The sequence below is a fragment of the Saccharopolyspora endophytica genome (assembly GCF_018070075.1).
Classification (GTDB): domain Bacteria; phylum Actinomycetota; class Actinomycetes; order Mycobacteriales; family Pseudonocardiaceae; genus Saccharopolyspora; species Saccharopolyspora endophytica.
Map to the genome: position 1 here is coordinate 23,777 of NZ_JAGPXE010000025.1, position 8,314 is coordinate 32,090.

Consider the following 8,314-nt stretch of genomic DNA (forward strand, 5'->3'; position numbering starts at 1 on the left):
GATACCTCGCTTCGACTGGAGGGCGGGTGTCCTTTGTCGACACCCGCTTCCTGGCGAAGAACGAGTATGAGTCCGGAACCGATCATTCGCCTTCCGGAACTCCGTTATGCCCGAATCCGCGGGCCGGGTTTCAGCGCCCCGGAATGAGAGAACCGTTCGGGAATTCCGGGGAATTCACCGGGCGCCGCCCGAATCGCACATAAGCCACCGCCGCGCACACCAGGAATCCGATCCCGATCAACGTGTAGGCGTTGCCGACGATCTGCTGCGAGAAAGTCCAGTCGAGTTCGCGATCGCCGGTGTTGGGCAGGTACCACTGCGGCCCGGCCAGAACCGTGATCGCCGAGATCACCACGGCGATGGTCATCCCGTGCCAGCGGTTGCGCAGCGACATCATGAACACCAGCGCCAGCGCGGGACCCGCCCACACCCAGTGGTGCGACCAGGAGATCGGCGAGACCAGCAGGACCCACACCGCGTTGAGCACCAGCGCCAGCGGCACGTCGCGCACGCTCAGCGCGTAGCGGATGCCCATCACGACCAGCGCGAGCAGCAGCAGCGAGCCGGTGATCCACAGCGAGTTGAGCGCGAACCCGGTCAGCTCCTGCTTGGCCAGCAGGCTGCGCAGCGTCAGGTTGCCCGCGTAGACGGTGCCGAAGGAGTCGCCGGTGGACAGCATCTTGTCCAGCCACCAGTCCGCCGAGTCGTGCGGCGCGGCCAGCAGTCCCAGGAACACGGTGGAGGCGAACGTGACGCCGGTGATCGACATGGCCCGGTAGTCCCTGCGCAGCAGGAAGAACAGCAGGAAGCCCAGCGGGGTCAGCTTGATCGCGGCGGCGATGCCGACCAGCATCCCGCGCGGCCAGCGGGTGCGCGGGAGCAGGCAGTCGGCGGCGACCAGGCCCATGAGCACCAGGTTGATCTGCCCGTAGTTGAGGGTTTCGCGGGCCGGTTCGATCAGCGTCAGCCACGGCAGCAGCAGCGCGGTGGCCACGGCGACCCGGCCGGCGTGGGGCGCGAGGTACCGCGAGGAACGGGCCAGCGAGTAGGCGGTCAGCAGGATCGCCAGGTGCGAGCACAGCGCCACTGTCACGACGGCGGCCGTCTCGGACATCCAGGTCAGCGGGATGAACAACAGCGCGGCGAACGGCGGGTAGATGAACGGCAACGTCGCGGAGTCCGGCGATTCGGGGGTCAGATCGTCGCCGTAGACCTGGTAACCGTTGAGCCACGCGCGCGCACCAAGCCGGTAAATCTCGGTGTCCATGTAGCCGCGGGTGTCGATCCAGTGCACGAACCAGACCGCCAGCACCTCGAGCACGATCGCCGCGATCAGCAAGTGACGCCCGTCACGGGCGCGGGTCGACCCCACAGCTCACCACCCAGTGTTGCGCGCCCGTCCCGGAGTCTCGGACCTGCGTGAAAGGGTTTCACCGGCGCGTCGATACGGCGCGATCGTAGCCCCCGCACGACTCGCCGAGCGGGTCGCCTAACGGGTATTAACAGCCACGAATAGTCGCCGCCGGTGTCGCCGCAGTCGCCCCTGATGGGTGATGAAATGCCTGGACAACGAGGAATGGGCGGTCTTCAGGAGCGATATCGACACTCTTCGTGGTCATATGTAGCCAATAACGTCAACGCGGTTTCGGGGTGGCGTCGCGCTACAGCTACCCTCGACGACTGTGAGCTTCGCAGGCTATGACCTGATCGTTGTTGGTTCCGGATTCTTCGGCCTCACGATCGCAGAGCGCGCCGCCACCCAGCTGGACAAGCGGGTGCTGGTGCTGGACCGACGTGACCACATCGGGGGCAACGCCTACTCGGAGGCGGAGCCTGAAACCGGTATCGAGGTGCATCGCTACGGTGCGCACCTTTTCCACACCTCGAACAAACGCGTGTGGGATTACGTAAACCAGTTCACCGAATTCACCAACTATCAGCACCGGGTGTTCACCAAGCACCAGGGGCAGATTTACTCGTTCCCGATGAACTTGGGCCTGCTGTCCCAGTTCTTCGGTCGTGCGTTCACCCCGGACGAGGCGAAAGCGCTGGTCGCCGAGCAGGCGGCCGAGATCGACACCGCGGACGCGCAGAACCTGGAAGAGAAGGCGATCTCCCTGATCGGCCGCCCGCTGTACGAGGCGTTCGTGCGCGGTTACACGGCCAAGCAGTGGCAGACCGACCCCAAGGAACTGCCCGCGGCGATCATCAGCCGGCTGCCGGTTCGCTACAACCTCAACAACCGCTACTTCAACGACGACTTCGAGGGGCTGCCCGTCGAGGGCTACACCGCGTGGTTGGAGAAGATGGCGGAGAACCCGAACATCGACGTCCGGCTGGCGACGGACTTCTTCGACGTTCGCGGTGAGCTGCCCACCGACGTCCCGGTCGTCTACACCGGTCCGCTGGACCAGTACTTCGACTACGCCGAGGGCGAGCTGGGCTGGCGCACCCTGGACTTCGAGACCGAGGTCGTGGCCACGGGCGACTTCCAGGGCACGTCGGTGATGAACTACGCCGACGAAGAAGTCCCCTACACCCGGATCCACGAGTTCCGGCACTTCCACCCCGAGCGGGACTACTACCCGTCGGACAAGACGGTGGTCGTGCGCGAGTACTCGCGGTCCGCGGAGAGCGGGGACGAGCCCTACTACCCGATCAACACCCCGGAGGACCGGCGCAAGCTGGAGGCCTACCGCGAACTGGCCAAGAAGGAGGCCAAGGAGCGCAAGGTCATCTTCGGTGGTCGACTCGGCACCTACAAGTACCTGGACATGCACATGGCCATCGGCTCGGCGCTGAGCATGTTCGACAACAAGATCGCTCCATACTTCACCGAGGGCCGTTCGCTGGACGGCTCGCTGGAGGACTGACGTGACCGACCGGACCCCCCGAGAGCCCAACGCCGCTGGGGAGAGCAAGCTCAGCGACGTCACTTCGGTGCGCGCCGGGACCTCGGACGTGGCGCCCGAGCAGGTGCTGCAGCGGATCGTGTTCCCGCGCGGCGAGGACCCGCTGGACGTGCGTCCGCTCTACATCGACGAACCCGAGGCACTGGCCAGCACGGCCACGGTGGTCTCCCGGCGCAACCTGCGCGTGCCCGCGCACAGCAAGATCTCGCTCGCGTCCTACTTCAACGCCTTCCCGGCCAGCTACTGGAAGCGTTGGACCAAGATCGAAGAGATCGTGCTGCGGCTGCAGGTCAAGGGGTCCGGTCGGCTCGACGTCTACCGCTCGAAGTCCAACGGCGACAGCGTTCACCTGCAGGGCTCCAAGGTCTCCAGCGAGGACTGGACGTCGCTGGAGTTCAAGGTGTCGCTGCAGCCGTTCGAGGACGGCGGCTGGATCTGGTTCGACCTGTTCACCAACGACGTCGCGCTGGAGATCACCGACGCCGCGTGGACGACCGACCAGCCCATGCCCAAGCAGCAGGTCGTCGTCGGCACCACCACCATCCGGCCCTCGGAGTGCATCGAGGCGCTCAAGACCCTCGGGGAAGACCCGCAGGTCATGGCCGTGGTGGAGCGGGTCATCGTGGCCGACCAGGGCCCGCAGAAGATCCACGAGGTCGAGGGCTTCGACGAGGCCGCCAAGGCCATCGGCGACAAGCTGCACGTCATCGAGCAGGACAACCTCGGTGGGTCCGGCGGTTTCGGCCGGGTCATGTACGAGGGCATCCACAACTCGAACGCCGCCCAGGTGATGGTCATCGACGATGACATCGCCCTGGAACCGGACGGTGTGCTGCGGGCCAACGCCTTCGCCCGCGCCGCCACCCACCCGGTCATCGTCGGTGGTCAGATGCTCAACCTGCAGGCCCGCTCGCGGCTGCACACCATGGGCGAGGTCGTCGACCTCGGCCAGGGCATCTGGCGCGCGGCGCCGGGCGCGGTCACCGACCACGACTTCGCCAAGAAGCCGCTGCGCAAGACCAAGAAGCTGCACCAGCGCGTCCACTCCACCTACAACGGCTGGTGGATGTGCCTGTTCCCGCGCGAGATCATCGAGCGCACCGGTCTGCCGCTGCCGCTGTTCATCAAGCACGACGACTCGGAGTACTCGCTGCGCGCGGGCGGCCACGGCTACCCGACGGTGACGCTGCCGGGTGCGGCGATCTGGCACATGCCGTGGACCGACAAGAACGACGCCACGGACTGGACCGCCTACTTCCACACTCGCAACCGGCTGATCCTGGCCGCGCTGCACAGCCCGGAAGAGGTCAAGAACAACATCGTCAAGCAGGGCCTCAAGCTCACGCTGCGGCACCTGCTGTCGATGGAGTACTCGACGGTCGCGGTCCAGCAGAAGGCCATCGAGGACTTCCTGAAGGGCCCGTCGGGCCTGTTCGACAGCCTGCGCACGGCATTGCCCGAGGTCCGCGAGCTGCGCAAGGACTACGACGACGCCAAGACGCTCCCGTCGGCGCGGGAGTTCCCGCCGCCGACCGCGGACCCGATCATGGCCGAGGGCCTGCTCAACCCGCCGGTGAACCCGGCGGTGATCGCGGCGCGCGCGTCCAAGGCGCTGCTGCACAACCTCAAGGAACCTTCGCACGACGCGTCGGACCGGCCGCAGCTCAACGTTCCGGCCGCCGCCGCCCGCTGGTTCCTGCTGGGCAACCTGGACAGCGCCACGGTGTCCAACGCCGACGGCAGCGGGGTGGCGTTCCGCCGCCGCGACCCGGAGACGTTCCGCCGGCTGGGCCTGGAGTCCTTGGCCAACTACAAGCGGCTCGGCCAGGAGTGGGCGCGGCTGCGCGAGGAGTACCGGGCCGCGCTGCCGGAGCTGACCAGCGCTGAGTCCTGGAAGCAAGTCTTTGATCCCCAATGACGCCGACTTTCCCGGAGACGAAGTGGCAGAGCTGACTACGCTGATCGCCCCCGAGGACGTGACCGACCTCAAGCACGATGAGGAGGTCACGGCCGAGACCATCGCGCTGCGCAAGGTGCAGGGCGCGCTGGCCAAGCCCGCGGTCGTCAAGACGGCGCACGCGATGTCGCTGTTCGGTGAGCACGCCGCAGGGTGGCTGGCCATCGGCGCGGTCGGTGCGCTGGTCGACCGCAAGCGCCGCGGTGAGTGGGTCACCGCCGCGGCAGGGGTCGCCGCCGCGCACGCGGCGTCGATCGCGGTCAAGCGGGTGGTCCGCCGCCCGCGTCCGAAAGACCCCGAGATCCAGGTGCTGGTCGGTACGCCGAGCCAGTTGAGCTTCCCGTCCTCGCACGCGACGTCCACGACGGCCGCCGCGGTGCTCTACGGCGGGTTGACCGGCAAGAAGCTGACCCCGGCGATCGTGCCGCCCATGATGGTCAGCCGACTTGTCCTGGGGGTTCATTACCCGAGCGATGTGGTCGCCGGTTCGGTGCTCGGCGGTGCCGTTGCACTGGTCACCCGGCGGTTCATGAGACGGCGGAGGAACCGTGCCTGACAACAAGCAAGCTTCGACTGACACGGCCGAGGCGGCCGAGGCGGTCGACACTGCCGAGGCTTCCAACGCTTCGAAGAAGGCCGAGGTCGAGGCCGACGCGGAGGGCACCATCGGCGCCGAGTTCGGCGACGAGGTGCTGGAGCCGGAGCTGAAGAAGACCGACGACGAGAAGGACAAGTCGTCGGACGCCTACCACGCGAAGGTGACCGCCAAGGCGGGCACGCCGGCCGGTCTGGCGACCGGTCTGGTCAAGGAGCTTCGCCCGAAGCAGTGGGTGAAGAACGTCCTGGTGCTGGCCGTGCCGTTCGCGGCGGGCGAGATCCTGGACCCGGCCATCCTGCTCGACGCGGTCATCGCGTTCGTGGTGTTCTCGATGGCCGCTTCGGGCATCTACTTCGTCAACGACGCGATCGACGTCGAGGCGGACCGGCAGCACCCGACCAAGCGCAACCGCCCGATCGCGGCCGGCCTGATCCCGGTGCCGATCGCCTACGTGGTGTGCGTGCTGCTGCTGGGCGGCTCGCTGCTGATCTCGGGTCTGACGAGCATGCAGCTGCTGGCCGTGATGGCGCTCTACATCGCGGTGCAGCTGGGCTACTGCTTCGGCCTCAAGCACCAGCCGGTGATCGACCTGTGCATCGTGGCCTCCGGGTTCCTGCTGCGCGCCATTGCCGGTGGTGCGGCGGCGAACCTGGTGATCACCCAGTGGTTCTACCTGATCGTGGCGTTCGGCTCGCTGTTCATGGTGGCGGGCAAGCGCTACGCCGAGGTGAAGCTGGCCGCCGAGACCGGCGCGAAGATCCGCAAGTCGCTGAAGGCGTACTCGCCGTCCTACCTGCGGTTCGTGTGGGCCATCGCGGCCGCGATCACGATCATGACCTACTCGCTGTGGGCCTACGACATCCGCGAGTTCGAGATGTCGCGCTGGGGCCTGATCTCCATCGTGCCGATGGTGATCGCGATCCTGCGGTACGCGGTGGACATCGACAAGGGTGTCGCCGGTGAGCCGGAGGAAGTGGTCCTCAAGGACAAGGTCCTGATGGTGCTCGGCGTGATCCTCGCCGGTTGCCTGTTCCTGGCGTTCTACCTGTAAGCAGCGCCTTCGTCGAAGCCCCCGGCCCGAGTGGCCGGGGGCTTCGACGTTTTGCACGGTTTGTTCATCGTCGATCACCGACCCGTTCACTCGGTCGGGTGAGAGTGGTCGGAGTTCCCGAATCGATGGAGGACCGACGCACATGGACAAGTCCGATTCGTTGCTCTCCCGCCGCAGCGTGCTGATCAGCGGTGCCGCCGGTGCCGCGGCGCTGACCGTCGCCGGGGCGCCGTCCGCGCTGTCGCTGCCGGGTGCCGGCGCGGCCCGCAGGGGCGAGGTGTTCAGCCTCGGCGTGGCCTCGGGCGACCCGCTGCCGGACGGTTTCGTGCTGTGGACGCGCCTGGCCGCCGACCCGCTCGCCGAGGACGGCATGGGTGGCATGCCGAACAAGGCCATCCCGGTGCAGTGGGAGGTCGCCGAGGACGAGAACTTCACGCGCGTGGTGCGCCGGGGTGAGGCTCCGGCCGCTCCCGAGATGGGCCACAGCGTGCACGTCGAGCTGGAGGGCCTGCGGCCGGGCCGCGACTACTACTACCGGTTCCGCGCGGAGGGCTCGGTCTCACCCGCCGGGCGCACCCGGACGGCGCCGCTGCCGGGCACGATGGGCGAGCTGTCGATGGCCTTCGCGTCCTGCTCGCAGTACGAGCACGGCTACTTCACCGCCTACCGCCACCTCGGCGACGAGCGGCCGGACCTGGTCCTGCACCTGGGGGACTACCAGTACGAGTACAAGGCGAACGACTACGTGATCCCGGGCGGCAACGTCCGCGACCACGAGGGCCCGGAGACCGAGACGCTGGCCAACTACCGGCAGCGGCACGCCCAGTACAAGACCGACGCCGACCTGCAGCACGCGCACGCCGCGGCCCCGTGGGTCGTGGTCTGGGACGACCACGAGCTGGACAACAACTGGGCCGACGAGGTCTACGAGCACCCCGAGGAACCGCAGCCGAACTTCTTGGAGCGCCGCAAGGCCGCGTTCCAGGCGTACTACGAGAACATGCCGCTGCGCCGCGCCCAGGTCCCGCAGGGCATCGACCTGCGGCTGTTCCGGCGGGTCGAGTGGGGCTCGCTGGCGACGTTCCACATGCTCGACACCCGCCAGTACCGCGACGACCAGGTCGGCAACGACGAGTTCCCGACCCAGGACCCGGCCCGGCTGGACCCCAAGCGCAGCCTCACCGGCGCCGAGCAGGAGCGCTGGCTGCTGCAGGGCCTGCGGTCCTCGCGGGCGCGCTGGGACGTGCTGGGCCAGCAGGTCATGTTCGCCGAGATCGACTACCAGGGCGGCCAGGACAAGGCCTACAACCCGGACGCCTGGGACGGCTACGTCGGTTCCCGGCAGCGGGTCATCGAGGGCTGGAAGCAGGCCGGCACCCGCAACCCGGTGGTGCTGACCGGTGACGTCCACACGAACTGGGCGAACGAGATCCACGACGGCGAGAACGTCGTGGCCACCGAGTTCACGGCCACCTCGATCACCAGCGGCGGCGACGGCTCGGCCGAGCTCACGGACAAGGAGAAGGCGTACCTGGCGGAGAACCCGCACGTGCGCCTCTACAACAACCAGCGCGGCTACATCTCCACCAAGATCACCGAGACGGAGATGAAGGCGACCTACAAGGTGCTGCCCTTCGTCTCCAAGCCCGGAGCCCCGGTCCAGGACCTCGCCACCCTCACCGTCGAGGACGGCACCCCGGGCCTCAACCGCGCCTGACCAGCACCTTTCGAATTTCGCGCGACATTCGAGTCGCGTACACCGGCCGGGTCGTAGGGGGGAGTCTCGCAGTGCGCGC

The 8,314-nt window shown here is 67.6% G+C and carries 6 protein-coding genes; 5 read left to right on the forward strand and 1 reads right to left on the reverse strand.

What is annotated here, in order from left to right; all coding sequences use genetic code 11:
* Positions 1-130: 130 nt before the first annotated feature.
* Complete coding sequence (locus tag KBO27_RS32845) at positions 131-1,372, reverse strand: glycosyltransferase 87 family protein (protein WP_210973749.1); 1,242 nt, start codon at positions 1,370-1,372, stop codon at positions 131-133.
* 310 nt (positions 1,373-1,682) lie between these two features.
* Between KBO27_RS32845 and glf the strand changes: the two genes are divergently transcribed.
* From glf to KBO27_RS32870, 5 genes are all read left to right on the forward strand, one after another.
* Positions 1,683-2,873 carry a UDP-galactopyranose mutase gene (glf, locus tag KBO27_RS32850; RefSeq protein WP_132673255.1) on the forward strand — a complete coding sequence of 397 codons (1,191 nt, stop codon included), beginning with the start codon at positions 1,683-1,685 and terminating at the stop codon, positions 2,871-2,873.
* Position 2,874: 1 nt separating this feature from the next.
* A complete protein-coding gene (locus tag KBO27_RS32855; protein WP_210973750.1) occupies positions 2,875-4,830 on the forward strand; it encodes a glycosyltransferase in 1,956 nt (651 codons plus the stop codon).
* A 22-nt stretch (positions 4,831-4,852) separates the two neighbouring features.
* Positions 4,853-5,425: a phosphatase PAP2 family protein gene (locus KBO27_RS32860; RefSeq protein WP_207918520.1), complete on the forward strand. Its 573-nt coding sequence runs from the start codon at positions 4,853-4,855 to the stop codon at positions 5,423-5,425.
* Positions 5,426-5,534: 109 nt separating this feature from the next.
* The gene (locus KBO27_RS32865) at positions 5,535-6,518 is read left to right on the forward strand and encodes a decaprenyl-phosphate phosphoribosyltransferase (RefSeq protein ID WP_210973754.1); all 984 of its coding nucleotides are present in this window, start codon (positions 5,535-5,537) and stop codon (positions 6,516-6,518) included.
* 142 nt (positions 6,519-6,660) lie between these two features.
* Positions 6,661-8,235, forward strand: coding sequence for an alkaline phosphatase D family protein (locus tag KBO27_RS32870; RefSeq protein WP_210973751.1), 1,575 nt, complete (start codon positions 6,661-6,663; stop codon positions 8,233-8,235).
* The last annotated feature ends 79 nt before the right edge of the window (positions 8,236-8,314 follow it).